The sequence below is a fragment of the Sphingomonas sp. AAP5 genome, assembly GCF_004354345.1.
In the GTDB taxonomy this organism is placed as follows: Bacteria; Pseudomonadota; Alphaproteobacteria; order Sphingomonadales; family Sphingomonadaceae; genus Sphingomonas; species Sphingomonas glacialis.
In genome coordinates this window covers 1,189,067-1,215,169 of record NZ_CP037913.1, presented here as the reverse complement: position 1 = coordinate 1,215,169, position 26,103 = coordinate 1,189,067, and the positions used below count along the sequence as shown (strand labels likewise).

At 65.6% G+C, this 26,103-nt stretch carries 19 protein-coding genes; 10 read left to right on the top strand and 9 right to left on the bottom strand.

The features are described from left to right. Positions 1–9: 9 nt before the first annotated feature. The gene (locus E2E30_RS05525) at positions 10–753 is read left to right on the top strand and encodes an IclR family transcriptional regulator (protein ID WP_133187980.1); all 744 of its coding nucleotides are present in this window, start codon (positions 10–12) and stop codon (positions 751–753) included. Positions 754–801: 48 nt separating this feature from the next. Here the strand turns inward: E2E30_RS05525 and desA are convergent, their stop codons facing one another. Further along, positions 802–2,199, bottom strand: a complete 1,398-nt coding sequence (gene desA / locus E2E30_RS05520; RefSeq protein WP_133187978.1) for a syringate O-demethylase — start codon at positions 2,197–2,199, stop codon at positions 802–804. Positions 2,200–2,235: 36 nt separating this feature from the next. Continuing rightward, the gene (locus E2E30_RS05515) at positions 2,236–2,928 is read right to left on the bottom strand and encodes an alpha/beta fold hydrolase (RefSeq protein WP_335925464.1); all 693 of its coding nucleotides are present in this window, start codon (positions 2,926–2,928) and stop codon (positions 2,236–2,238) included. Between the two features lie 127 nt (positions 2,929–3,055). On the opposite strand from E2E30_RS05515, the gene E2E30_RS05510 reads away from it, so the two are divergent. From E2E30_RS05510 to E2E30_RS05490, 5 genes are all read left to right on the top strand, one after another. Next, positions 3,056–3,934: a methylenetetrahydrofolate reductase gene (locus E2E30_RS05510; protein ID WP_133187976.1), complete on the top strand. Its 879-nt coding sequence runs from the start codon at positions 3,056–3,058 to the stop codon at positions 3,932–3,934. Next, positions 3,927–4,775, top strand: a complete 849-nt coding sequence (gene purU / locus E2E30_RS05505; RefSeq protein ID WP_133187974.1) for a formyltetrahydrofolate deformylase — start codon at positions 3,927–3,929, stop codon at positions 4,773–4,775. The genes E2E30_RS05510 and purU overlap by 8 nt, the downstream gene beginning before the upstream one ends. A gap of 27 nt (positions 4,776–4,802) precedes the next feature. After that, positions 4,803–5,255 carry a protocatechuate 4,5-dioxygenase subunit alpha gene (gene ligA, locus E2E30_RS05500; protein WP_133187972.1) on the top strand — a complete coding sequence of 151 codons (453 nt, stop codon included), beginning with the start codon at positions 4,803–4,805 and terminating at the stop codon, positions 5,253–5,255. Position 5,256: 1 nt separating this feature from the next. Then, the gene (locus E2E30_RS05495; protein ID WP_133187970.1) at positions 5,257–6,153 is read left to right on the top strand and encodes a class III extradiol dioxygenase subunit beta; all 897 of its coding nucleotides are present in this window, start codon (positions 5,257–5,259) and stop codon (positions 6,151–6,153) included. 273 nt (positions 6,154–6,426) lie between these two features. Beyond that, positions 6,427–8,790: a TonB-dependent receptor gene (locus E2E30_RS05490; protein ID WP_133187968.1), complete on the top strand. Its 2,364-nt coding sequence runs from the start codon at positions 6,427–6,429 to the stop codon at positions 8,788–8,790. A 239-nt stretch (positions 8,791–9,029) separates the two neighbouring features. Here E2E30_RS05490 and E2E30_RS05485 read toward each other — a convergent pair whose 3' ends face one another. From E2E30_RS05485 to E2E30_RS05460, 6 genes are all read right to left on the bottom strand, one after another. Next, a complete protein-coding gene (locus E2E30_RS05485; protein WP_133187966.1) occupies positions 9,030–9,995 on the bottom strand; it encodes a fumarylacetoacetate hydrolase family protein in 966 nt (321 codons plus the stop codon). Positions 9,996–10,029: 34 nt separating this feature from the next. Next, on the bottom strand, positions 10,030–10,809 hold the full coding sequence (locus E2E30_RS05480; protein ID WP_133187964.1) for a cyclase family protein: 780 nt from the start codon (positions 10,807–10,809) through the stop codon (positions 10,030–10,032). Further along, positions 10,806–11,963, bottom strand: a complete 1,158-nt coding sequence (locus tag E2E30_RS05475; RefSeq protein ID WP_133187962.1) for an alpha/beta hydrolase family protein — start codon at positions 11,961–11,963, stop codon at positions 10,806–10,808. Before E2E30_RS05475 ends, E2E30_RS05480 begins: the two co-directional genes overlap by 4 nt. Positions 11,964–11,966: 3 nt before the next feature. Further along, positions 11,967–12,869: a VOC family protein gene (locus E2E30_RS05470; protein WP_133187960.1), complete on the bottom strand. Its 903-nt coding sequence runs from the start codon at positions 12,867–12,869 to the stop codon at positions 11,967–11,969. Positions 12,870–12,897: 28 nt separating this feature from the next. Then, complete coding sequence (locus E2E30_RS05465) at positions 12,898–14,013, bottom strand: FAD-dependent oxidoreductase (protein ID WP_133187958.1); 1,116 nt, start codon at positions 14,011–14,013, stop codon at positions 12,898–12,900. Between the two features lie 162 nt (positions 14,014–14,175). Continuing rightward, positions 14,176–16,605, bottom strand: coding sequence for a TonB-dependent receptor (locus E2E30_RS05460; RefSeq protein WP_240699047.1), 2,430 nt, complete (start codon positions 16,603–16,605; stop codon positions 14,176–14,178). 129 nt (positions 16,606–16,734) lie between these two features. Here E2E30_RS05460 and E2E30_RS05455 point away from each other — a divergent pair, with 129 nt between their 5' ends. From E2E30_RS05455 to E2E30_RS05445, 3 genes are all read left to right on the top strand, one after another. Then, a complete protein-coding gene (locus tag E2E30_RS05455; protein ID WP_133187956.1) occupies positions 16,735–17,643 on the top strand; it encodes a LysR family transcriptional regulator in 909 nt (302 codons plus the stop codon). Positions 17,644–18,058: 415 nt separating this feature from the next. After that, a complete protein-coding gene (locus E2E30_RS05450) occupies positions 18,059–18,457 on the top strand; it encodes a hypothetical protein (RefSeq protein WP_133187954.1) in 399 nt (132 codons plus the stop codon). A gap of 274 nt (positions 18,458–18,731) precedes the next feature. Beyond that, entirely contained in the window at positions 18,732–20,345 is a 1,614-nt protein-coding gene (locus tag E2E30_RS05445) for a M28 family peptidase (RefSeq protein WP_133187952.1), read from the top strand. Between the two features lie 387 nt (positions 20,346–20,732). On the opposite strand, the gene E2E30_RS05440 is transcribed toward E2E30_RS05445, so the two are convergent. Beyond that, positions 20,733–23,075 (bottom strand): glycoside hydrolase family 31 protein, encoded by a 2,343-nt coding sequence (locus tag E2E30_RS05440; protein ID WP_133187950.1) that lies wholly within the window; start codon positions 23,073–23,075, stop codon positions 20,733–20,735. Positions 23,076–23,805: 730 nt separating this feature from the next. On the opposite strand from E2E30_RS05440, the gene E2E30_RS05435 reads away from it, so the two are divergent. Further along, positions 23,806–26,058: a TonB-dependent receptor gene (locus E2E30_RS05435; RefSeq protein ID WP_133187948.1), complete on the top strand. Its 2,253-nt coding sequence runs from the start codon at positions 23,806–23,808 to the stop codon at positions 26,056–26,058. Positions 26,059–26,103: the final 45 nt, after the last annotated feature.

Below are 26,103 nucleotides of genomic sequence, written 5' to 3'. Positions count from 1 at the left end.
AGCGCGGCGATGGTAGAGATCGCGACCCCCGTCAAATCGGCGCTCCGCACGCTCGACATCATCGAATATGTCGTCGCGCGCGATCGCCCGGTGGTCGCGCAGGAAATCGCCGCGGCGCTGGTGATCCCCGTTAGCAGCCTGTCCTATCTGCTCACCACGCTCGCGGATCGCGGGTACCTCGCGCGCGAGGGCCGGCGCTATACGCCGGGCCCGGGTCTGGCGCGGTTGCAGACGCGCGCGAACGGCTTTGCGCTCGCCGACCGCGTCGCCCCGCTGGTGCGCGCCCTGCGCGTCCAGCTCAACGAGACGGTTTCGTTCTTCGTGCGCAAGGGCTGGGAGGTCGAGGCGCTGGCGACCGAGACCAGCGACCATGCCCTGCGCTATGCAGTGGCGACCGGCGCGCGCACCCCGTTGCACAGCTTTGCGGCGGGCAAGGCGATCCTCGCCGCGCTGCCGGAGGACGAGTTCGAGGTCTATCTCGGCGAGGTCGACCGCGCCGCCTTCACGCCTGCGACGATCACCGCGCCCGATCGCCTGCGCGCCGAGATCGCCGAAATCCGCCGCACGGGCAACGCGCGGACGCGCGAGGAGCATACGCCGGGGATCCAGGGGCTCGGACGCGCACTGATCGTCGGGGACGATCTGCTCGGCGCGTTCAGCGTCGCCATCCCCAACGTGCGCTTCGACGCGGTGGTCGAGGCGCGCGTTGCGGACTTGCTCAAGCGGACCGTCGCGTTGCTTGAAGCCGCCTGACGACACCGCTCTTTGGGGAGCGCCGGAGCCCGGCCCTCCCCGCAAGGCTCAGGCCGGCTGGCGGTTGCGCCAGCTCTCGGCATAGCTGTCGCGCGCGACTTCCGAATAGGGCGCCGGGCTGACGATCGCCTTGATTTCGGTCTGCACATGGCGCTCGACCGTCGGCTTGCGCGTGCCGCCATCGGGCTCGCCCCACAGCAGCGTCACTTCGGTGCCGGGCTCGGCCATGTTGGCATCGACCATCGCGAGCGTCAGCATCCGACCCTCGTTCGCGCTATAGCCGATCCAGGTCGACAGCCCGACGAGCTTGCCGTCCTTGAGCACCTGATCGTACGGATGCATCGCATAGACCGCCGACGGGAAGTCGATGTACTTGGCGCGCTTGTCCTTGGCGAATTGCGAGCTGATCACGCGCATCACGTCTTCGGTGTCGAGCGCGAGCGTCACCTTCTTGCGATGCGGCTGCCCGGCCATCGCCTCGAGCGCCTCGCGACCGATGAAGTCATGGTCGAATTTGACGAACGGGCCGTATCCCAAATCCCACGGCGTCAGATAATAGCCCTCGACGCTGTCGGGGACATAGCTGCCACCGATAGACGCCTTCGCCTCGTAGGAGTTGGTCTTGAGCCATTCGCGAAACGCCTGCGTGCCGGCGCCGGAATAGGTCGCGGGCAGCGGCGACGGGATCCAGCCCGACTCGATCGTGTTCGACGCGTAGGTCCGGCCACCGACGAGCGCGAGCCCGAAGTCCTTGCCCGCTTCGATCAGCGCGTTGCGCACGGTGTCGTAATCGGCCCACGGACCGAACAGTTCGTAGCCCGGTTGCCCGGCCATGCCGTGCCGCAGCGCGCGCACTTCGGCGCCCGCGATCGTGAGCCGCGCCATGTGGAAGAATTTGAGCTCGGGCGGGGTCTGGCCCATTGCCTTTTCGAGCGTCTGCATCGCGTTCGGGCCCTGGAGCTGGAAGCGGTAGCTCCGGCGCGTTTCGGGGTCGGGCCGCGCCGCGGTACGCTCGTCGCGCGAGACGGTGACGTCCCAATCGCCCGTCGCAGCATGGAATTCGACCCATTCGATCACCGGCGCGCGGCCGACCAGATTGAACGCATTCTGATCGAGATAGAACAGGATCACGTCGCCGATGACATAGCCCTCGGGCGTGACGGGCACGAACTGCTTGGCGCGATCGGGGACGAAGCCCTTGAAGCTGTTGACGCCGAGATGGTTGAGCATCGCCAGCGCGTCGGGGCCCTCGACCGAGAGATCGACCATGTGGAACGACTGGTTGAACAGCACGCAGGTCTTCGACCAGGCCTGCTGCTCGGCGCGCCAGTTGGAATATTCGGCGGGGACGCCGGGATAGGCATTGGGTCCGGTCTGCTGGTTGCGCAGCAGCGTGACGATATCGCCGCTCGTATCGAGCATCTGTTGCAGGGTCGTTTCAGTCATCGGGCTCTCCTTGTGCTGTAGCGGTTTCGACGGGCGTCAGAGCGGGTTTGGCGTCGCGCTGAGCCAGTCGGCGATTGCGGAATTGAGCGCGTCGGGCGCTTCGGCCGGCAGCATGTGTCCGGCGCCATCGACCACGACGAGGCGGGCGTGCGGGATCGCCGCCGCCATCGCCGCGTGCTGCGCGGGCGGGCTCCAGCGGTCTTCGCTGCCGCACGCGACGAGGACCGGGCAGGCGAGCTGCGGCAGCAGCGTCTCGACCTCGGGCCGCGCGAGCAAGGCCGCGATCTGCGCTTCGAACTGCGCCAGCCCGGCCTCGATGCACATCGCGCGGAGCGGCAGCAGCAACGCGGTATCGCTCTTGCGCGACGGTGCCACCATCGGCGGCAGCCAGGCGTCGACCAACGCGGCCATGCCGTGCAGGCGCCCGACATCGCGCAGCGCGTGGCGCTTTTCGGGTTCGCTCGGCAGCGGCAGATGGACGCCGGTGCTGACCAGCGCGAGCCGTGTCACGCGACCTGGCGCACGCCGCACCACTTCGAGCGCGATCCGCGCGCCCATCGAATGGCCGAGCACCGCAAAGCGCGCGGGTGCCAAGGCGAGCACCCGCTCCGCCATCGCGCCGAGCGTCGCCAGATCGCCATAGTCCGGCGCTGCGACGGCGTCCGCGAAGGCTGCGCGCTGCGCCGCAAAGATGCGCGCATCGCACATCAGACCCGGCAGGAGCAGCAACGGCTCGCTGGGAAACGGTAAGGATGAGTTCGCGTCCATGAAGATTTCATCTATCCGAACCAACGCCATTCGGCTAGGCCAATTTGCCACAGTGCGAGGCACAATCGCGCTCGACCGGAGAGGACGAATGACGACCATTCCCGCCATCCATCCCGCCTGGACGCGGGCGCCGACCGGAATGACCGACGGCTATTCGCTCGAGATGACCGCCAAGGATCGCCCCGCGCTGCGCGAGGCGGCGGACCGCATCGCGCCCGATACGCCCGTCGCAATCACCTTCCTCCCCGGCGAGACGATCGACGCGCGGATCGCGGCTGCCGTCGAAGTGCGCACGCTCGGATTCGAACCGATGCCGCATCTGTCGGCGCGTCGCATCGCGTCGCTCGACGAACTCTCCGCGACCGTCGAACGGACCGTCGCCGAAGCGGGCGTCCGCCGCATGTTTCTCGTCGCCGGGGATCCGCCAACCCCGGTCGGCCCGTTCGCCGATACGATGGCGCTGCTCCAGACCGGGTTGTTCGAGCGCAACGGCATCACCGCGATCGGCATTGCCGGGCATCCCGAAGGGCATCCGGCGATGGATTCGGCGACGTGCCTTGCGGTGCTCAAGGCCAAGCGCGACGAGATCGCTGCGCGCGGCATGGCGACGCTGATCGTCACGCAATTCGGGTTCGATCCCGACCCGTTCATCACATGGCTCGAAGACCTGCGCGCGAACGGGATCGATTCGCCAGTGCGGATCGGTGTGCCGGGCCCTGCCGGGATCAAGACGCTGCTGCGCTTTGCCGCGCATTGCGGCGTCGGCGCCTCGGTTTCGGCGCTTGGCAAATACGGGATCTCGCTGACCAAATTGCTCGGCTCGACCGGCCCCGACGCGCTGGTCGATCGGCTCGCGGAACGGCTGACACCGGAGCACGGCCCGGTGCGGCTGCATTTCTATCCGTTCGGCGGGCTCGTCCGCGCGGTCGATTGGATCAAGGCTTATGAAGGGCGCGCCCATGATTGAGACGCTGACGCTTCGCCTCTCCTGCCCCGACCGCCCCGGTCTGGTCGCGCAGGTCGCCGGGTTTCTGGCCAGTGCAGGCGGCAACATCACCGACGCACAGCAGTTCGACGACCGGCTCACCGGCCGCTTCTTCATGCGCGTCGTGTTCGAGATCGAGCGCGATGTGGACACGCTGCGCCGCGCGTTCGCGCCGCTCGCCGCCGCGATCGACGCCGAATGGACGCTGCGCAGCACGCAGGAGCGCCAGCGCGTGCTGCTGCTGGTGTCGAAGTTCGACCATTGCCTCGGCGATCTGCTCTATCGCTACCGCATCGGCGAGCTGGCGATGGACGTGGTCGGGATCGTCTCGAACCACCCGCAGCGCGCGCTCCACATCAGCATGATCGGCGATATCCCGTTCCACCATCTGCCCGTCACGCAGCAGACCAAGGCGGCGCAGGAAGCGCAGATCAAGCAGATCGTCACCGACACCGGCGCCGACTTGATCGTGCTGGCGCGCTACATGCAGATCCTGTCGGACGATCTGGCGGGGTTCCTGTCGGGGCGCTGCATCAACATTCACCACAGCTTCCTGCCTGGCTTCAAGGGCGCCAAGCCGTATCACCAGGCGCACGAGCGCGGCGTCAAGATGATCGGTGCGACCGCGCATTACGTCACCGCCGATCTCGACGAGGGCCCGATCATCGCGCAGGACGCCGAGTTCATCACGCACGCCGATCTGCCCGACGATCTCGTCCGCAAGGGGCGCGATATCGAACGCCGCGTGCTCGCGCAGGCGGTGGGCTATCATCTGCAGGACCGCGTGCTGCTCAACGGCGCGCGCACCGTCGTCTTCCGGTGACCGCATGACATTCAAGGAGCGTTGACGATGACCGCACCCGTGCCGCCCAGCGGCGACATCCACGCCTATCTCGCCGAGTTCGAGGATATTCCGGGCACGCGCGTCTTCACCGCACGGCGCGCCCGCCAGGGCTATAACCTCAACCAGTGCGCGATGAGCCTGATGAAGGACGAGAACCGCGCGCGCTTCCGCGCCGACGAGAGCGCCTATCTCGATGCCTGGAACATCACGCCCGAGCAGAAGGACGCGCTGCTCAAGCGCGATTACAACCGGCTGCTCGATTTGGGCGGCAACGTCTATTTCCTCGCCAAGGTGTTCGCGACCGACGGCATCGGCTTCGCCCAGGCGGTGTCGTCGATGACCGACCTCAATTTCGAGGACTATACCAAGATGATGCTCGCGGGCGGGCGCTCGCCGGTCGGCAATCGCAGCATCAAGGCAAATTCGGGCGACGAGACCGCCCCGACGGAGACGAACTGACATGGCGCGCATCACCGCAGGCATTGCCACCAGCCACGTGCCGCTGCTCGGCGTCGCATCCGACCAAGGCAAGGATCGCGACGCCTATTTCGGCCCGATCTTCGCTGGCTATGACTGGACGCGCGCGTGGCAGCAGGCCGAGAAGCCCGACGTCGTGATCCTGATCTATAACGACCACGCCTCGGCGTTCGACATGAAGATCATCCCGACCTTCGCGATCGGCTGCGGCGAGCGTTATGCCTCGGCCGACGAAGGCTGGGGCGCGCGCCCGGTGCCCGATGTCGAGGGGCATCCCGATCTCGCCTGGCACATCGCGCAGAGCCTCGTGCTCGACGAGTTCGACATGACGATCATCAACGAGATGGATGTCGACCACGGCCTCACCGTCCCGCTGACGATGATGTACGGCAAGCCCGTGGCATGGCCGACCAAGGTCATCCCGCTCGCGGTCAATGTCGTCACCTACCCGCCCCCCTCGGGCAACCGCTGCTGGGCGCTGGGCGAGGCGATCCGCCGTGCGGTCGAAAGTTATGGCGAGGATCTCAACGTCCAGATCTGGGGCACCGGCGGGATGAGCCACCAGTTGCAGGGCCCTCGCGCCGGCCTGATCAACCGCGAATGGGACAATCGCTTCCTCGACGGGCTGACGGGCGAAGGCGACGATCTGCGGCGGATCCCGCACCTCGAATATCTGCGCGAGACGGGGTCCGAGGGGATCGAAATGGTGATGTGGCTGGTGATGCGCGGTGCGCTCGGCAAGCGCACGCGCGCGTTGCACCGCCACTATCACGTGCCGTGCAGCAATACCGCGATCGGCCACCTCGTTCTGCGCCCCGACAATGGCGAAGGGCTCGACATAACGGACGACGGAGCGGACCTGGCAACCGCAGCCGCCTAACGGGAGTATTGGTCGGACGGCGCGTTCGCTGCTGGAAACGCCTGCCGCGACCACGTCTGCGTGACACGCAAAGCGCGATAGGCTGCGCCGCCCGCGTCGCGCCGCGCGTTTTCGATAAGGGCCCGCGAATACACAGGATTTGTACGTGCGGCAGCCTCCGATAATTACCAGGGCTGATCGATCGCGATTATTATAAGCAGTTATTCAAATCGCACAAAGTCGCATATCCTTTGAGGACGGTTGTCGGAAGAACGGCCCAAAAGGAGAGAAAGCATGAGAACAGCGCGATGGATCTTGCGGTGCGCCCTGCTGGGCAGCGCGACGGCAGCACAGGCCCAGGTGTCATCCCCGCCCCCCGCCAAGACGCAAGCGAGCGCCCCCGCCGAAGCCGGGTTGCAGGACATCATCGTCACCGCGCAGCGCCGCTCGGAAAATCTGCAGCGCGCCGCGGTCGCGATCAGCGCCGTGTCGGGCGACACGCTCGCCAGCGCCGGCATCACGCGCCCGACCGAGCTGACCTCGGTCGTCCCATCGCTCCAGGTCGCGCCCGCGGCGGGCCCGTACGCGCTGTTCTATCTGCGCGGCGTCGGCAATTTCAACGGCAACGCGCTGTCGGATTCGGCGGTCGCGTTCAATTTCAACGGCGTCTATGTCGGCCGCCCGAGCTCGACCACGGGCTTCTTCTACGATCTCGAGCGGGTCGAAGTGGTCAAGGGCCCACAGGGCACGCTCTACGGCCGCAACGCCACCGGCGGCGCGATCAACGTCATCCCCAAGCGCCCCGATTTCGACAAAGCAAGCGCCGAGGGCAATGTCGAATACGGCAATTACAACGCGCTGCGGCTCGATGCCGCGGTCAACGTTCCGCTCGGCGAGAATGTCGCGCTGCGCGCCGCGGGCATCTATGTCCGCCACGACGCCTATATGAAGGACGGCACCGACAATCAGAAGGACGGCGGTGGCCGCGTTTCGCTCCGGCTGCGTCCGACCAACACGCTGTCGATCAACCTCACCGCCGATTATTTCCGCCAGCGCGGCCGCGGCACCGGCGCGACTCCGCTCGGGCTCAACCCCGACAATCGCGACGGTTTCTTCTCGCCCGCGGGCCAGGCGTTCGTCAACGGACAGGTTGATCAGGTGCTGGGCCGCACGATGGTCGCGCAGACGACGCCGCAGTTCCTCAACAACAGCTATTGGGGCGTGTCGTCGACGATCGAGCTCAACACGCCCGCCGGCACGATCACCGTCATCCCGGCCTATCGCGAGGGCAAGCTCGATTATCTGTCCTACTCGCCGGGGTTCTACATACGCCAGGTCGAGAAGGACAAGCAGACCAGCCTCGAGGCGCGGATCGCGTCGGACGAGACGCATCCGCTGCGCTACATCGCCGGGCTGTTCTACTATGACGAGAGCAACCACGTCCCCGGCAGCTATATCAACCAGCAAGCGAGCGTGAACTCGAACGTCGCCGACCAGCGCACCAAGAGCATGGCGGTGTTCGGGCGGCTGACCTATGCGATCGCGCCGACGTTCCGCGTCACCGCGGGCGCGCGCTACACCACCGAGGACAAGTCGCTCGATGGCTTTACCACAGCGGCGCTGCGGCTCTGCACGCGTCCGAGCAGCTTCTTCCCGACCTATGTCGCGGGCTGCCCGACCGCGCAGCCGATCGCGGTGTCGACGGCGATCCCGTCGGTCGTGCCGACGCCCAATTTCAACCCGTTCATCGATGGTACGATCACCACGCTCGCGGCCGGCACCTATCAGGGATTGAAGGCCAAGCGCGCCTCGTTCGATCGCATCACCTATCGCGCGGCGGCGGACTGGGAAATCACGCCGCGCAACCTGGTCTATGCGAGCTACGAGACCGGCTTCAAGTCGGGCGGCTTCTTCCAGACGGTCGATCGCGGCGTGTTCCGCCCCGAGCGGATCGGCGCCTGGACGCTGGGGTCGAAGAACCGCTTCTTCGACAATCGCCTCCAGCTCAACCTCGAGGCGTTCTACTGGCGCTACCACGACCAGCAGATCAGCCATGTCGTCGCCGACTCGTCGGGCAGCCAGATCCTCGCGACCGAGAATGTCGGCCAGGCGACCTTCAAGGGGGTCGAGGTCGAAGGGCGCCTGCTCGTCACGCGCTCGACGCAGCTGACCGCCGACGCGCAATATCTCGACGCGCGCTACGATTCGTTCGTCTACAGCGCGCCCAACAACAATGGCGGGCGCGACAATGGCACGGCTTGCGCCACGCGCGGGACGCCGGGCGCGACCTATGTCATCGATTGCTCGGGCCGCCGCCCGCCCAACGCGCCTGAGTGGACGATCAACCTCGGTGCCGAGCAGACGGTAAGGCTGGCGAACGACGGGAAGATCGTCGGCAACGTCCGCGCGCATTACCAGAGCCGTACGCTGACCGGCCTCGAGTTCACGCAGGTCGAGTATCAGAACGCGTATTGGACCGCCGACGCACAGGTCACCTACACCGCGCCGGGGAGCCGCTATTCGATCGGGCTGTTCGTCAACAATGCGTTCGACAAGACCGTGCTGGCGCTCGCGAGCCCGGTGCCGTTCACGTCCTATTACGCCGGCGCGCTCCGCCCGCCGCGGACCTTCGGCGTGCGAGCCGGGGTGAAGTTCTGAGGGCCGCGTCTGGTGCCCCGCTGGTGCGGGGCGCCCGACGATTGCGGGGCTTTGCTCGCATCTAGTTGGGCGCTTCCCCGGCGAAGGCCGGGGTCCAGTCGCGAAGGTGGTCGTCTTCGGGCACTGCCGCTGCCATCAGCCGGCCACGACTGGGCCCCGGCCTTCGCCGGGGAAGCGCGGCTGTGGTGACGCTGCGGATATTTCCGCGAGCGGAAATCATGGTTCGATAAGCTAGGGCCTCAGCCCTTGACCACGCGCTGGTCTATCACGCCGAACAGCGGTGCGCCATCGACGCCGCGGGCTTCCATTCGCACCCGGTCGCCGAAGCGCATGAAGCCGGTCACCGGGGCGCCCTGCTCGATCATCTCGATCGCGCGACGCTCGGCGATGCACGACGATCCGACCTCGCGATAGTCGACATTGGCGACCGTCCCCGATCCGATGATCGTCCCCGCCGGCAGCGCGCGCGTGCGCGCGGCGTGCGCGACCAGCTCGGGAAAGCTCACCGCCATCGCGTCGCCGCGCGCGCGACCGAAGGGCTCCCCGTTCCATTGCACCTCGAGCGGAAGACACACGCGCCCCTCCGCCCATGCCGCGCCCAGCGCGTCGGGTGTCACCGCGACGGGCGCCATGCTGCAGGCAGGCTTGGCCTGGACCCACCCGAACCCGGTCTTCATCTCGGGGCCAGCCAGCGTGCGCAGCGACCAGTCGTTGATCTGCACCACCAGCCGGATCAGCGCGGCGGCATCCGCGGCGCTCGTGCCCATCGGCACGGCGGCGGTGATAACGCCGAACTCGCCCTCGAAATCGATGCCATGCGCTTCATCCGGCAGCGGCACGTCGGCGGTCGGCGCGAGGAAGCAGTGCGACATGCCCTGGTACATCAGCGGCAGCTCGGTCTCGATCGGCGGTGCGTTGTACGCGCGCTGCATCAGCACGCCGTGGTTCGGGAAAGCCGACCCATCGAGCCACTGCCACGCGCGCGGCAACGGTGCCTCGAGCGCTTCGCCGGCCAGCGGGTCACCCCCGCCCGCGGCAAGCTCATCGGCAAGCGCCCGCAGCGCCGGCTCGACCGCGTCCCAACGTTCGAGCGCATCCTGCAGCGTCGGCGCGATCGCCTCGGCACCGGCATAACGCTCGCCATCGGGCGAGACGATCACGAGGCGACCGTCGGGCCGCCCATTGGCAAGCGTGGCGAGCTTCATCGAAAACAATCCTGTGTTGGTAGGAGCCGCCCGGTCAGTCTTCGAAGATCGCGACCGCGCGGGTCCAGCCGGCCGAGCCGGCCTTCACCTTGTGCGGGAAACACGACACGGTGTAGCCGGTCGCGGGCAACGCCTCGAGATTGTGGAGTTTCTCGAGATGGCAATAGCCGATGTCCGCGCCCGCCTTATGGCCTTCCCAGATCAGCGAGGTATCGCCCGTCTCGGCGACGCGCTTTGCGGTGTGGACGAACGGCGCATCCCACGACCAGGCATCGGTGCCGGTCACGCGCACACCGCGCGAGGTGAGGTACATCGTTGCTTCATAGCCCATGCCGCAGCCCTTGCTGACATAATCGGGCTGCCCCAGCGCCGCGCCTGCGGCGGTGTTGACAAGCACGATGTCGAGCGGTTGCAGGTCGTGCCCGATGCGCTTGAGCTCGGCCTCGACATCCGCCGCGGTCGCGACATAGCCGTCCTCGAAATGACGGAAGTCGAGCTTGACGCCCGGACGGAAGCACCAGTCGAGCGGCACTTCGTCGATCGTGATCGCGCGCTCGCCGCCGTTCATCGTCGGATGAAAATGCCATGGCGCGTCGAGATGCGTGCCGTTGTGCGTCGTCATCTTGACCGTTTCCGCAGCGGCAAACCCCTTGCCGCCGCGCAACTGCTCCGACGTCAGGCCCGGGAAGAAGACCTGCATCCCCGCGGTCGTCTCGTCATGCGTCTCGTAGGTGATCTCCGGCCGCATGAAGGGCGGATCGGTGATGACATCATTGTCGAGCGTGATCGACAGATCGACGAAGCGGCGTGTCATCCGAGCTTACCTCCCAACGTATCGGCGAACCAATCGGCGATATAATCCTTGCCGAACGCCATATTATCGGCGCCGACATGCTCGACCCCGCCTTCGCGCTCGGTGAAGATCTTGAGCTCGCGCTTGGCGGCGTTGGTCAGCTGGTCGTAGCTCTTGTGGGCATATTCGAGCCCGATCTGGCGGTCCTTCTCGCCGTGCGTGACGAGGAACGGCACCTTGATCCGCTCCATCACGCCGTCGAGCGTCATGCCCTTCGATTTCTCGAGGAAATCGTCCATGTCGCTCGCGCCGAACACCCAGTGCACATGCCCCCAATAATGCGGCACGGGATTCTCGCCTTCGCGGCGCAGGCGCTTCTGCTGGACCTCGGCCCAGTCGTGATTGGCGCCCCACACCGCGCCCGCGGCAAAGCGCGGCTCGAACGCGACGGCGCGCGGCGTGTAATAACCGCCGAGCGAAATGCCGGTCATGCCGATCCGCTTGGGGTCGACCTCGGGCTGCGTCTCGAGCCAGTCGACCCAGGCCGACGCCCAGCGCTCGCTCTCATGCGTTGCTGGAAGGCTCTGCAGCCGCAACGCTTCGCCGGTGCCGGGCTGGTCGACGCTCAGCGTCGAGATGCCGCGTTTGGCCAGCGCCTGCGGCAGCCCCGAAAAATAGAGGAGCTCCTTGGTGCTGTCGAGGCCGTTGCAATAGATCACCGTCGGCCCGTTCGCGGCACCCGGCGCGCGAGTCCAGATCGCCGACAAGGTCTTGCCCTCGTACGCGATCTCGACGCGCTCGGCCGATTCCCCGGCGAAGCGCGTGCCCTTCTCGAAGCTGTCGAGCTGGCGCGCATAGGTCTCGGCCTTGCCGGGATGCCCGTGCCCCTGCATCCGCTCGGCCACCGCGAAATAGAGGCTCGCGCGCTTGAGCTTCTCGCCCGCCGAGAAGAGCCGCCCACGCGCCTCGTCTTCGTCGGCGAGGCCGCTCAGCCGCTCGGCCATCGCCACCCACTGCGCCATGAAGGCGGGCGTGCCGGCATCCTCGCCGCGTTCGGCCGCATCGAGCAACGGGGCGCACATGTCGACGATCTCGCCAATCTTGGCGCCGCTCTCGAGCGCGATCGCGAGCGACAGGTTCCAGACATAGTTCGGGAAATATTGGAAAAGTGCCATGGTTCAGACTGCCACTGGCTGGAAGAGACCCTTGTCGGGTGCAGGCTTTGGCATCGTCTGCGGGCCACCGATGCCGGTGCCCCACTGGTCCATCGTATTCGGCCCAGCCTCGTGCACCGTCGCTTGGTGCGTCTCGAAATCGACCGCCTCGACCTCGGCGGTATATTCGACCGCGAAGCCGTTGGGCGTGGTGAAATAGCTGAAGGTGTTGTTCCCCGCAGTGTGGCGGCCTGGCCCCCACTTGATGTCGACGTCCTTCTTCCGCAGCCGCGAAACGCCGCGCATCATGTCGTCGATCGACGCGACCTCATAGGCGACGTGGTTGAGGCACGGCGGCCCCGGCAGGAAGGCGAGCCGGTGATGGCAGCTGTTGCAGCGCAGGAACGCCATGAAATCGCCGAGCCAGTCGCTGAGCTTGAAGCCGAGCACGTCGATGAAGAACTGCACCGCCGCCTTATGGTCGGGCGAATGCAGCACGATGTGGCTGATGTTGCGCGGGATGCCTTCCCATTTGACGATATCGCGCTTGTCGCCACGCGCGACGCCCGCCGACACTTCGAACGGCAGACCATCGGGCGAGAAGAAGCGGAAGCCATAGCCGCCGCCGAAGCTCTCGAGCGTCTTGGGCGCGAAGATGATCTTGCAGCCAGCGTCGACGACGCGCTGGTGGAGCGCTGCGACATCGGCATCGGTCTCGGTCGCGAGCGCGATCACGTCGATGCGATTGTCCTCGGCTTCGCGCAGCCGCACGACGTACAGCTCCTCGTCGCCATGCGTGGCGAGATAGGTCATCCCGTCCTGCTCGGCGACGGTCTTGAGGCCCCATTTTTCGGTGTAGAATTCGCGCTCGGCCGGCAAGTCGACGACGCCATATCCGACATAGCGGATCTCGGTAACACGGCTCATAGTCATATCCTCACGCAGAGCGGCACACTCAGATCGGTTGCGCCGTCAGTTGAAACATTTCGAAAGTGGCCGCCGCCTGGTCGACCATCGGCCCACGACCCAGCTGCCCGTCACAAATCGCGATCGACGCGCGCACAATGTAGGCACAGCGGTCAAACCGCCGCGCGCGATATGCGGCAAACGCCGTCTCCGGATCGGCAGCGCGCGACAGTTCCTCGGCGAGCACGAGCGAATCCTCGATCGCCATGCCGGCGCCCTGGCCGAGATGCGGCGTCGTCGCGTGGACCGCGTCGCCGAGCAGGACGACCCGCCCCTTGTGCCACGGCCCCTCAACCAGCAACCATTCGAGCGGACGATAGACCACGCCATCGTCGTCGGTGATCTGCGCTGCCAGCGCCGCGATCTCGGGCGATGCGCCAGAAAGCTTGTCGCGCATCGCACTGGCGAGTTCGCTCCGCTCGTAGCGCCGGTTATCGGGCTCGGGCGTCGTCACGAACATGTACATCAGGTCGTCGGACAGCGGGACCAGCCCGATCCCGAGCGGCCCCTGAAAGGCGTGCAGGCTGGTGACCTCGGCAGGGCGCGGGAAATTGTAGCGCCACACGCCTTGGCCGGTGAAAAGCGGGGCTGGCGCATCGGGAAACAGTGCGGCGCGCGTCTGCGAGTAGACGCCGTCCGCACCAATTACGAGATCGTAGCGTGCGTTTGTCCCGTCGGAGAAATAGGCGGTGACACCGGCACCGTCATCATCGAGTCGCTCGGGCGTAACGCCAAGTCGGATCGTGGTGCCAGCCTCGATCGCGCGCTTGCCGAGCACATCGTGCAGCGCGCGCCTCCCGATCCCGAGATTGGCGGGCTGGCCATCGACCAATTTGTGGCTTGGAATGGTCGCGGCATGGCGGCCGTTGGGGAGGTAGATGTCGACGCTGTCGAACGGAAAGCCCGCGCCGATATAATCCTGCAGGATCCCGAGCGCGTCGACCGCGCGCAGCACATTGGCCTGCTGGATGATTCCGACACCGTAAACCGACCACGTCGGATCGCGCTCGACGAGATCGACCGCAAAACCGCGCTTGCGCAGCGCGATCGCCGCCGTGAGGCCGCCGATACCGCCACCGACGATCAAAATAGTGGCGTTTTCCATCAGCAACTACGGGCCGTTTTAGGCTTCGACGCGATCATTTTTCTCTCTCCTCGCCGCGACCATATCGGGCTGAACGTATATGTAAATCTACTTATATTGATCCTGTTCTATCAATATAATTGATAGGTTGGGCAGAGGGCGCTGCCCCCTGCCCGTCCCGCGTTAGAACCGAAACTGCGCAGACAGACCGATCGTCCGAACCGAATCGAGCCCGAATTGCTGGGTGTAGGACAACATCGGCGTCGCCTGTCCGCGCGCATTGCGGGCATTGGCGTCGCCCGAATCCACGCCGATCGCGGTCGGCGTGATCTTGTTCGTGCAATTCTTGCAGAACAGCGCGATGCGCAGCGCCTTGCCGACCTTCGCACCGACACTTGCTCCGAAGATATCGACCGCGTTGAACGTTGCACCGGGTGCCTGGCTCACGACGTAGTTGATGCTCGAGCGGTGATACCAATTGCCTTCGATGAAGGGTGCCACCGGCCCTTCGGTCGGCACTTCGTACATCGCCTGGAAGCTCGAGGTGAAGGCCGGCGCCGCGGGGAGGCGAAGGCCCGACGCATCGAAGGTCTGGACCGTCGCGGAGCAGCCGCGCGTGGTCTGCGTGGGATAGCATTGTGCGCCGGCAAAACTGTCGAACTTGGACGACAGGAACGACGCGCTCTCGTTGATGCTGAATCCGGCGAACGGACGCAGCCCGACCGCCACTTCGACCCCCTTCGACTTCACCTTCGCCGCATTCTGGACCAGGAACGACACCGTCACGGGATTGAACGCCTGGACCTGGAAATTGTTGAACTTGGTGTAGAATGCCGAGACGTTGACGGTCAGACGACGGTCGAGGAAGCTCGTCTTCACGCCGATCTCGCCGGTGTTCGACGTCTCGCCCCGCACGATGACGTTCGAGGTCGCGGTCGGGAAGGAATCGTTGAAACCCGGCCCCTTATAGCCGCGCCCGTAAAAGCCATAGGCTATGATCGTCGGGGTCGCCTGGTACTGCGCGCCCGCCTTCCAGCTGAAATCGGTGTTGCCATAGCTCGCGGAGAACGTCCCGCGCGGACCGCCCAGTGCGGAGTAATAGTTGAGCTGGTTTTGCGCGGTGGTGAAGTCGATATCGTCGCGAGTCACACGCCCGCCGGCAAACGCGGTCAACCCGGTGGCGATCGTATAGGTCAACTGCCCGAATGCCGCATAGCTCTTGGTCCGCAGCACGTAATTGGCGTCGCTGCCGATCTGCGACACGTTGCTGACGGTGCAGCGCGGAGTCGTGCCGACGATCGCGCCGACGCAGAACGGCGAACCCGCGGCGACGAAGTCGGGCGTGTAGCTGTTGCCGCCGAGGTTGCGGCGAAGGCTGAGATCAGACTGGAAATAATACAGGCCAGCCTGGCCGCTCAGCCGACCCGAGGACGGCAATGCGAGCCGCAGTTCGTTCGAATATTGATTATATTTCGCGTGCGATTCGTTGCGGTTAAGCCCGTTCGCCGACAGGTAATCGGTGTCGAAATTCTGGTCCTGCTTATAATACCGCCACGCAAACAAATTGCTCAATTCCCAGCCGCTGGCGAAGCTGTAGGTCGCCTTGGCCTGCGCGCCACCCGTCGCGAGATCGCGATACTGGTCGCCATCGCCACCGAATTTCAGATTGTTCGGACCCGCGACGATTCCGTCGGCGGCGAGCGGCCCATTGTTGAGGCTGGTCGGCGAGACCTGACGATAGGTGACGTCGGCTATCCCCGCGATGCCGTGGCTCTCGTTATAATCGCCGATCAGATAGAAGGACAACGCGTCGGTCGCTTGCCAGAAATACTTGCCCTTGAGCGAGAAGGAGCGCGCGTTGAGATCATGCCGGGTGCCGTTCCGCGGCGTGCCGACATAGGTCGTGCCGGGCTCCTGGTACGAATAGAGCATGTTCAAGCGCAACGCCGAGGTCGCGCTGACCGGGATGTTGAGCGTCTCGCGGGCGATGATGCCAGGTGCCGTGCGGCGGATGCCCGGCGTGGCGCGCGAGGCGAATTCGACGTCGGTCGCGCTGGAAACGACACCAAGCACCGGACGCGCGGTGACGATGTTGATCAATCCAGCCGAGGCATTCTTGCCGAACAGCAGGCCCTGCGGCCCGTTGAGCACTTCGACCCGCGTCAGATCGTTGAGCAGCGGCGTATTGAGGATCGGTCGACCGAGATTGACCTCGTCGATCGCGGTCGCGACGCTGCTGTCGATCGTGCCGGCAAAGGCGAGCGTGCCGACGCCGCGAACCGAGAAGGTGTTGTCGATGCCGACCTGCAGTGTCGGTGCGGCGCGCGAGATCTGGGTGAGATCGTTGAGGTTGCGCGACGTCAGCGTCTCGGCCGACAAGGCGGTCAGGCTGACCGGAACGCGCTGCAGGCTTTCGCTGCGCCGCTGGGCGGTGACGATGATGTCGCCGGCTGCCGTCGCGTTCTGCTCGGCTTCGGCGCTGGCGATCGTGGAAGGGGTCGCCGATGCTTCGGGGGCAGAGCCTGCCGGCGGCGTCGACGTGGCATTTTGCGCATAGGCCGGTGCTACGAACAGCGGCATCGCGGCAAGCAAAAGTGCTGCTTTGAGTTTCATGACCTCTCCTGTCTTGACCATTTTCTTATAAGATTGGTCTAACTGGTCAGGCCATTTTGCTCAAATTGATTGTTTTTCTCGCAAACGATTTGTACGATTTGTCGTCTGCAGATCAGGAGAGGATGCAACGTGCGGTTCAAGGGTCTCGATCTCAACCTTTTCGTCGCGTTCGAGGCGTTGATGGAAACGCACAATACCGCGCTGGCGGGCGAGCGGCTGGGGCTCAGCCAGCCTGCCGCCAGCGCCGCGCTGGCGCGGTTGCGCGACTATTTCGGCGACCCGTTGCTGCTGGTGAAGGGACGACGGATGTATCCGACTCCCTTTGCCGAAATGCTGCTTCCCAAGATCCGGCAATGCCTGCGCGAGGCCGAAGGCGTCATCACGACGTCGGCGCAGTTCGACCCGGCGACGGCCGATCGCCTGTTTCGCCTGATGGTTTCCGATTATATCCTGGCCTCGGTGATGGCACCGCTGCTCGAAGATCTCGCAACGCGCGCGCCGCATCTGCGCTTCAGCTTCATCCAGGTGTCCGAGACTGCTGGCGAACACTTGCGCCATGCCGAGATCGACTTGCTGATCACGCCGGTCGAATTCGCAGTGGCGGGTATTCCGACCGAACCCTTGTGTGAAGAGACGTATGTGGTCGCCGGCTGGGGACAGCACCCGATCTTCACGGGCGACATCACGACCGAGGACGTGTTCCGCTACGGCCATGTCTCCGTGTCGATCGGCGGTCCGCGCGGCTATACCGTCGGCGACCGGCGGCTCGATCTGCTGGCGCACCGGCGGGTGATCGAAGTGTCGACGGCATCGTTCTCGGTCGTGCCGTACCTTCTGGTCGGCACGACGCGGCTGAGCCTGATGCACGAGCGGCTGGCGCGGATCTCCGCAAAGAGCTTCGATATCCAATATCGATCCCTGCCCTTCGCGTTCGAGCCGCTCCGCGAACTGGTGCAGATCCACGAGACTCGTGTGGCCGATCCGGGCGTCCGCTGGCTGATCGAGCAGATCCGCGCGCAGGCGGCGCGGATCGACTGAGCGACCGCGCCGCTGCGGTTGCGTTGCCGCGGGTTGGACCACGAACGTCGAGACGGCCGCCACCCGCTACAAGCGGGCGGCGAAAGTGCGGACGCCGGCGCTGCCCGCGACGATCAGTATTTGACGCTCAATCCCGTGCCACAGGGGCGCGGCGACGCCATCGTCGACGCACACCGCGCGGGTGCTGACCGATCGCCCGATCCGTCGGTGGGGCTGCGCGTCAACGCGGCGCTGTGTCCGTGCTTGCCCGATGCTCGGCGCCTCTACCGGAATAGAGTCCCGCGCATTCGAGGCCGCGAGGCATCGGCGCTGGAGCTCGCTCGTCTTCGAGATGAACAGACGTTGCAAAGCGAGTTCAGGATTGGTTCGGGCGCGACTCACTAGACCGTCTTCTTCACTTGAAAGGAGACGTACGATGTTGAAGCAAAAGTTCGCACTCACCGCCCTTGCGGCTGCCGCGATCCTGCCAATGGCCGTTGCAGCACCAGCACAGGCGCAGCGCTACGGCTACAATGATCGTGCGCAATACGAGCGCAATTACGATTACGACCGCGGGCAGTATCAGCGCAGCGATACCGGCGGCTATACCGACGGCCGGGTGTATCGCGGCTATGCGCGCCGCAATTACCAGGATTGCCGCCGGTCGAGCGGCACGACCGGCCTGATCGCCGGGGGCGCTGGCGGTGCGGTGCTGGGTTCGGTGCTCGGCGGCGGGACGCTTGGCACCATCCTCGGCGCGGTTGGTGGCGGCCTGCTCGGCAAAAGCCTCGACCAGAAGCACGATCGTTCGCAAAACTATCGCAACGGTTGCTGATCGCGACAGCGCGGCCGGTCGCACGACCGGCCGCGCGATCGCCATCGCCGCTATAGTGGTCAGCGTCACCGCGCTCGCCAATCCGATCGGCCAATCCCGCAAAATGGTGCGGAGTACGCGAGCGCCGGAGCCCTCCACGGTGCGGATGGTGCGCGCCCCGTGCGCATAGATCGCCCCGCGCACTTGCGCCGAAAGGGGTTTCGCCGAGCCGATCGCAGCATGGCAGATCGAATGATGGTTGCCAGAACGGCATGGCTCATCCCAAGATGCCAGCATGCTCATATCGCTCGTCGCTCTCGCCGCCGCTGTCGTCACCCCGATCTCGGCCGACCGGATCAAAGCCGATGTCCGGACCCTGTCGTCCGATGCGTTCCTGGGTCGCGGACCGGGCGAGGCTGGCGAAGACAAGACGATCGACCACATCGCCCGACAATTCGCCGCAGCCGGACTGGAACCTGCGGGTGAGCATGGCGGCTGGTATCAAGACGTGCCGCTCATCAGGCTTGATCGACAAGCCGGGGCGACGCTCGCGCTGACGGTCGGGAAATGGCACCGGTCTCTGGCGCTCGGTCGCGATGCGACCTTGTCGCTCCGCAACCCTGGCGAAACGACGCTCGCACATGCGCCGCTGGTGTTCGCGGGCTACGGGGTCGTCAACGCAAAGCTCGGTTGGGACGCCTATGCCGGCATCGACATGCGCGGCAAGATCGCCGTCGTCCTGGCCAATGACCCGGACTTTGAGGCGGGCCGCGATCTCGGCTTCGAAGGTCGTCGGCTCGCCTTCGAAGGACGCGTGGGCGAGAAGTTCGCAGCCGCTGCCAAGGCGGGCGCTGCCGGCGTCCTCGTGATCCACGAGGATGCGGCCGCCAGCTATCCGTTCCTGCAAGTGGCAAGCGGCGACGCTTTGCCGGCAATGGTCATCGCACCGCTCCCGCCCTCACCTGGCTTCAGGCTGTCGGGCTGGCTGCGCGGCGATGTCGCTGCGCTGATGCTCAGCCACGCAGGGCTCGATCTGGCGACCCTCAAGGCACGCGCGCGCGACCCAAGGTTCCGCGCCTTCCCGCTCGGCGACGGCAGCGTGGCAGCACAGGGCAGCCTGAAGGCGACGCCGATCGTCAGCCATAATGTCATCGGTAGAGTGCGCGGGACACGTCGGCCGGACGAAACCGTCCTCTACGGTGCGCATTGGGACGCAAACGGGCAGAACGGCCCGGTCGCGGGCGACGGCATCCGAAACGGCGCCGTCGACAATGCGACGGGCACAGCCGAGTTGATCGAGGTCGCCCGCGCTTTCGCGCGCGGGCCACGGCCGGCGCGTAGCGTGGTCTTTGCGGCCTGGACCGCGGAAGAGAAAGGGCTGCTGGGGTCCGAGTATTACGCCGCGCACCCGGTCTATCCCCTCGCCACCACCGCGGCGGTTATCAACCTCGATCCGCACGTGGTGCTGCCCGCGGCAAAGGACATCGAGTTGATCGGCGGTGGCCGCGTTTCGCTCGAGGCCGATCTGCGCCGCATTGCCGGGGCCCAGGCGCTCAGCGTCATCGACGAACCTGCGATCGAGGCCGGCTGGTACTTCCGATCCGACCAATTTTCCTTCGCCCGGCGGGGCGTGCCCGCCGTCACCTTCCGTGCCGGTCGCGATCTCGTCAACGGTGGCACGGCGACGGGCGCAGCGATCGTGGCCGACTACAATGCAAAGCGCTATCACCAGCCGAGCGACGCGTTTGATCCGGCATGGAGCTTTGCGGGCACCGTCCAGGAGGCGACCGTCGCCTATGATCTCGGCCTCGAGGTTGCGAACGCATCCGCCTGGCCGACGTGGAACACCGGTGCCGAATATGGAGCGCTTCGTGCCGCGACGGACGGCGACCGGAAGGCGGGTCGCTAAGCCGGGCACCGATCGGCAGGCATCGCCGGCAACACGGCCTGACCGGGTAGCCACGCCCGCCCGTCAGATCGCGCAACCGCGCGTCATTGGCTCGATCGTCATCGGCACGCGATTCTTGGTCTCGAACAGCACCATCGCCGCATAGCGCCCGCAGGCCTCGACCCCAACGCCCCGGTCCAGCTCGGGCCGGTGCTGCCGTCACCCCCTGCAGCACGACGTGTCGCGCAAGCGCCGCAATCCGCGCAGGCGCCCGCAGGTCCGCCAGATCGACCCAGCCGACCGGTGCGGTCTCCGCCTCATTCTCGTCCAGCGTGCCGCTCAGGCACGGCGTCGCACCGCCGCCACGACCATGGGGTGGCGCATGAGATCGAAAGCGGGCTCCGGACGTTAGCGCCCGATCACCTTGACCAGCATGCCCGGATCCTGCCCGCTCGGCAGCTTGCCCGACGCGCTCAACCGGCCGACGGCATCGTCCCAGCGCAATGTCGCGGTGCCGCCGCCCTTGCGATAGGCGTTGCTCACGCCGTCATCGTCGTACAGCGTGAAGCTGGTCGAGCGGCCGGGATAGACGCGGATGCTCCCGAGCGGCTGGCGCGTCGCGGTGCTCGGGATTTGCACCCCCATCGGCACGATCGATCCGGCGCGGACGAACAACGGGATCGTGTCGATCGGTGCGGCGGCGGTGATCGTCTGGCCGCCGGTATGCCGCTCGTTGGTCCAGTAATCGTACCAGTCGGCGCCTGCCGGCAGATAGACCGATCGGCTCGTCGCGCCCTGCTCGGTCACGGGTGCGACGAGGAAGGCGGGGCCGAACATATATTCGTCGCCCATGTCGTTGACCTTGGGGTCGTTCGGGAAATCCATGAACAGCGCGCGCATGAACGGCGCGCCGCTCTCATGGGTGTGATGCGCCATCGCATAGAGATACGGCACCAGCGCGTAGCGCAGCTTCAGATAGTGCGCGAGCACCGGCTCGGCCGCCTTGCCATACTCCCAGATCGCGGTGGCGGGCCGCTGGCCGTGGATGCGCAGCGTCGGAGTGAAGGTGTTGTACTCGAACCAGCGCACGAACAGCTCGGGGTAATCGGCATAGCTCGGCGCCATCGCGGTCGCGCCGGCGGGATCGAGCAGCACGGGGTGCTCGGCTTTGGGGCCAGTCGGATACTGCCAGCCGCCGGTGTCGCTGCTCCAATAGGCCATGCCCGACGCGGTGAAGTTGAGCCCGGTCGGCACTTGGCGCTTGAGCGCTTCCCACGTCGCCTGGACGTCGGATGACCAGAACAGGCAGCCGTTGCGCTGCGTGCCGAGATAGGCGGCGCGGCACAGGATCAGGTTGCGGAAATCGGGCCGGTCCTTGGCCGATCCATCGGCGACGCTGGCGGTGTGCACGAGCGGGAAGAGATTGTGATAGCGATCGCCCGAGCCGATCGCGAACTGATGGCCGTCGGGGACGAGGTCGGGCTCGGTCTCGTCGAGCCAGAACCAGTCGAAGCCCTGCGAGGCGATATTGTCGCGGATGCGATCCCAGAACCAGCCGCGCGCATCGGTGTTGGTGCTGTCGAGCAGAGCGCCCGCGCGATCCGAGCGGATCGGCAGCCCATCGACGACGCTGCCGTCGGAATCGTGCAGCAGCCAGCCCTTGGCGGCGAGCATGTTGAAGTAGCGCGACTCCTTCTCGAACCGCGGCCACACGCTGATGATGCTGCGCAGGCCAAGCCCCTTGAGCTTGGCGTTCATCCCCTTGGGGTCGGGGAAGATGGTGCGATCGATGTCGAGCTGCCCCATCCGGGTCCAGTAGAACCAGTCGAGCACCATCACGTCGAGCGGATAGCCGCGGCTGCGATAGCCTTGCGCCACGCCGAGCAGTTCGGCCTGGCTCTCGTAACGCGCCTTGCTCTGGATAAGCCCGAACGCGGCCTTGGGCGGGAGCGGCGTCCTTCCGGTTAGCCGGGCATAACCGGCATAAAGTTCGTCGGTGGTTGCGCCGGTGATGACGAAGAACGATACGCGCTCGCCGACCTCGGATTGCCAGTGCGTGCTGTTGTGCAGCCCGGGCGACACCGTCGTCGCCGACGGGTTGTCCCACACGATGCCATAGCCCTTGTTGGTCACCATGAACGGCACGCAGACCGTCTCGCCCGCGGGGGCATCGTAATTGTGGCGGCAGTCGATCGTGCGGCCGCGCAGGTCGAGCTTGCCTTCCTGGTTCTGGCCGAGCCCGTAATAATGCTCGTCGAGCGGGGCGGTGAAGCTCGCGCCGATCTTGAAGGTCTTTTCGCCCGCAACGGTGTGCGGCGCCATTTCCCACCCGGTCATCTGCGTGATGCGGTGTCCGTCGGCGCCGTTCACGCTGATCGACACCGGCGGCAGCGACGGCGCGAAATAGCGCTCCATCTGGCTCGGCGCCTTGGGCCAGGGCTGCGCATCGACGGTGAGCGACAGCGCAGACGAGGCGAACACGTCGCCCGATGCGTCGGCGCGGTGGCTCCACCCCGATGCGTCGGGCGTGGCATTCGGGCCAGGCCCGGGCGCGGCAGCGGCGAGATCGCGGTCGAGCGCGATCGTCACGCGCACGATGTTGGGAGCATAGGGTTCGATCGCCACGCGACTGCCGTTACGGTCGATCGAGGCGAGCGGGCCGGCGTGCGCTGCGGCGAGCGGGATAAGGGCGATGACGGCGCCGCCGGCCCATTTGGCGAGTGCGCGTTTGTGTGCCGATATCCTTGCCATGTCGCGGATCCCCTGTGTCGCTGCGCGAGGCCGAAGCACGTGCGCCGCTTAGTCCGTTGCGTTCGCTACACTACATCGCTCCGCCGACACCGACGACCGTGCGATGCGACCATAGCCCTGATGACCATCTGCGGCGTGCCAATGGTGGTGGCAACCGCTTCGATGGTCGTTGATCGGGTGCTCCCGGCGCGTGCCCCCCACCGACGGCGAGACCGCAAGTCACGACCTCACGCTCACACCAACGCAGCCAAGGCCATGGTGAGGGCATGGAGGTCACCGACTGGCACCTCTTCGACTGCCTAGCCAGCTCGCTCCGCGCGGGACGAGACGAACGGCCCTTTCGGCGCACCCCAATAGATTGTCCCAAAGCCGCTCGGTAGTCGCTGACTACCGTCCAGAATCGATGAAGCAACCGACACTCGACTCGGCGGTCGTTGTGTCCCTCGTCTGCCTAAAGTCTGCAATCGCGACAATTGGTCTGTTCAAATTTGTCCAGGCCACCATCGGAAAATATCGTCTCCGACGACAAGAAAATCCTGAGTTTGCCTATAAAGCATGCACATAGCTGGACATACCATGATACTTGGCAACCCCTTGCATGTGGTCAGGCCATTTGATAGCTTTCGCTTCTAACGGGTCCGCAAACACCAAAGAAGTTGCGGTCCGATTTGGGGGGGACACCATGACGATCCTGTGCAATTCCGTGTGCCGTAACGCGTTGATCGCTGTAATGCTCGTCGGGGCCACGCCCGCTCTGGCACAAATCGCCGCGCCGGGCGCACTAACCCAACCATCGCAAAGCGCCCCAGGTGGCCCGACCAGTACCGTCGCACCCGACCCTGACAGCGCAACCGACATCATCGTCACCGCCAACAAACGCGCCGAGAACGTGCAGGACGTGCCGCTCGCGGTTTCGGTTCTGCAGCCTGCGCAGCTCCAGGCAGCGGGCGTACGCGAGTTTCAGGATCTTGGCCGAGTCGCCCCGTCGCTCGTCGTCCGCCCCGCCGAGCATCCGGTCAACGCCAATGTCTCGCTGCGCGGCGTTGGCACCTTCGCGTTCGGGATCGGCGTCGAGCCGAGCGTCGCCGTGCTGGTCGACGAAGTCCCGCTCGCATTCCAGGCACGCGCCTTTTCCGATCTGCCCGATGTTGAGCGGATCGAAGTGCTGCGCGGGCCACAGAGCACGCTTTACGGCAAGGCGGCGTCGGCCGGCCTGATCAATATCATCACCCGCAACCCGACACCCACCTTCCACGCCCGCGCCAACGCGCTGGTGACGAGCGATCAGGAATATGGCGGCAATTTCAGCCTGTCGGGGCCGATCAGCCCCGAGCTGGGCTACGTCTTTTCGGGCAGCTACAACTACTACGACGGCAACGTCCGTAACGTCTTCAACGGCAAGGACGTCAATGGCCGCCGCACGTTCAACACGCGCGGCAAGCTGCGCTGGAAGCCGAGCGACGACATCGCCATCACGCTGTCGGCCAACTATCTCAACGGCAAGACCGACGTCGGTCGTCCCTTCATCCGCGTCGCGCCCAACGCGCTGTTCCGCAACACTGCGGGGCTGACGCCAGCGGTGGTCTTCCCGGGCTTCACGCCGAGCACGCAGAACGACAAGATCAGCAACAATTACAACGCACGTACCAATTACGAAGGGTACGGCGGCTATCTGCGTGGCGAATTCGGGCTTGGCGATCTGACGCTGGTGTCGATTACCTCGTACGACAAGTTCCAGCTCAACGACTTCCTCGATCAGGACGATACCGCGCTGGCCGTGCCGATCGGCAGCAACGTCCAGATCGGCACGTTCAATTCGAAGCTGGTGACGCAGGAACTGCGGCTGCAGTCGCCGGGCGACAAGCCGTTCCGCTACACGATAGGCGCCTATTTCGCGAAGGTCGACTTCAACCGCCCGTTCTATCGCGGTCCGGCCTTCTCGCTCGCCAATTGGTACGCCACGTCGGCCTCGCGCCAGCTTGCGGGCTTCGTCCAGGCCGATTGGGAATTCCTGCCCAAGGCGACGCTGACCGGCGGGCTGCGTGTCCAGAACGAGAAGATCAACTACACCTTCCGCGACATCCAGAACGGCAATGCGTTCTTCAGCGGCGGTGCGGAAGATACCGCCGAGACGCACCGCGTCAGCCTGCGCTACGAATTCACGCCCGACGTGAGCGTGTTCGGTACCTATTCGACCGGGTACAAAGGCCAGACCTACGATCTGACCACCGGCTTCAACGCAAACCGTGCGCTCGCCGGGCCGATCAAGCCCGAGACCTCGCGCGACTTCGAATTGGGCCTGCGGACGCAGTTCCTCAATCGCCGCGTGACGCTCAACGCCACGGTGTTCGATACCAACTTCACCAACCTCCAGGCACAGGGCATCGAGACGCTGCCCGACGGCACGCAGAACTTCCGCCTCGCCAACGTCGGCAAGCTCAACACGCGCGGTGTCGAGGTCGAGAGCACGGCGCGGATCGGCCACGACGTGTCGATCAATGCCGCCGCGACCTATCTCGATGCGCGGATCAAGTCGTTCCCGGTCGCGCAATGCTATATCGGGCAGACCGCGGCGCAGGGCTGCACCGGCACGCCGGCACGCCAAAATCTGGCCGGCGCGCGCGCGGCGCAGGCGCCCGAATGGAAGCTGTCGGCCGGGGCGGATTATTCGCCGGCAATCGGCGATACGCTGCGCGGCGTGGCGCAGATCAACTGGCAATATACCAGCACGGTCAACTACTCGCTGTCGCAGGATCCCGAGACCATCCAGAAGGCGTACAGCATCTTCAACATCGGCCTCGGCATCCGCGATGCCAACCGCCGCTGGGAACTGGTCGGCTTCGTCAACAATCTGTTCGACAAGCAATATTTCCCGGCACTGGTGAACACGGCGGGCAATTTCGGTGGTGCGCAGGCAACGCAGGCGATTTTGCCACGCGATTTCCGGCGTTATGGCGGGGTGCGGCTCGCGCTGAACTTCTGAAGGTCTGCGGGGGGCGGCCGTTGCCGCCCCCCGCCCGCGTTGCTG